Annotated in this window: 1 protein-coding gene and 1 pseudogene; both read right to left on the bottom strand. The window is 55.2% G+C overall.

All coding sequences use genetic code 11. The features are described from left to right. Positions 1 to 578: 578 nt before the first annotated feature. Positions 579 to 859, bottom strand: a pseudogene (locus ACRXB1_RS36175) (LysR family transcriptional regulator); the annotation flags it as partial. 46 nt (positions 860 to 905) lie between these two features. Further along, on the bottom strand, positions 906 to 1,250 hold the full coding sequence (locus ACRXB1_RS36170; protein WP_449494790.1) for a hypothetical protein: 345 nt from the start codon (positions 1,248 to 1,250) through the stop codon (positions 906 to 908). Positions 1,251 to 1,297 lie beyond the last annotated feature (47 nt).

Below are 1,297 nucleotides of genomic sequence, written 5' to 3'. Positions count from 1 at the left end.
GATGGTCCTTCGGCACGAAATCATCCAGCTTCAACACTGTGAACATAGATTCGGTAAAGCCATCCGGTCCGCGCATCTGTTCCATCTCGTTCTCATTGATGACATCAGTTCAACGTTTACGCCCACGTTACGGATGACCGCCACACGAGGTATTTCACCAGCCTGCTAGACAGGTTCGCGCTATTTCGGGGGATTTCGTGCGCCACCATGATTTTGCCAATAACGGACAATTAAGCGCTCGCCATCACCGGCGCTTGGAGATCGTTAGATTTGCTAGCTGTGTCCATTGGAGCGCTAATGCTGTCCATTAGATCTGCTAGCGCGACCGACCGGTGTCCGCAAACTGGCGTCTCTCGCGGTAACGGCGATCACCAAATGCGCAGCATCGAAGAGCTTTGATACCCTGAACACGGACGCCGGAACTATTTTCTAGCGCTGTGGTATACGCTGCAGAATTGAGCTGCCGGATTCAAGCCACTCGCGTTTCCTACGGGGAGCAGACACATTTGACGGTTTCGCGTGGGGGCTGGTGCGATGGTCGCGGCTTGTGTCCCCGGCTGCCCGTTGCCCGTATGGTTGTCAGCGAGTGATCCGGTGACGTCGGTCAGATATTGCTGACCCGTCGCAGTCAACACGAGGCCACGTCCATAGCTGGCAAATAACGGCCGCCCAACCATGGCTTCAAGGTTCGCAAGCTGATGGCTGACCGCAGACGGTGTCAGCCCAAGCTCGTCGGCCGCGCGATTGACGCTTTTCGTTCGCGATACGCTTTGGAGGCGACAATAGCTTTTAAGGGCGGGATGCGCGTATCTTTGACTGAGGGCACGAGTTCACGGGATTGTACGGCACCCGCTCTCATGAACGGCCAATGTAAGCGCGAAGACCGAGACTTCCCAGGTGGCCGCTCAGAAATCAAAGCTTGGAAACCCTTCGCCTTGGGCGAAAAGTTTGTCCAATCGATGCTTGGCTTTATCCAGCCGATGTACGGGCACCAAACGCAGCTGATCATCGTGAAGCTGCAACAGTGCTGCAATGTAAAGCGCGTCGGCATTGCTCACCGCCCACGTTTGCGTATCTGCTGCCCGGGTGATACATGCTTTGAGGCCCCGCTCCGCGGCGACGAAGTTTTTCTCTTGTTCTTTCAGCGTCTCCTCATCGCTCAGGTAGAACGTAAGCGATCCATTTTCGACGTCTACCAACTGACGCTCTGAGCGAGGAGCATAGGTGTCCACCAATTTGGAGGTGGACACCTATGACTGGCAAAGACTCAGAGTTGAAAGTAGTTCGTCAAAGCCGC

Source organism: Caballeronia sp. M23-90 (genome assembly GCF_053574605.1).
Note: the sequence above shows the minus strand (reverse complement) of the source record. Positions and strands in the feature narration are given on the sequence as shown.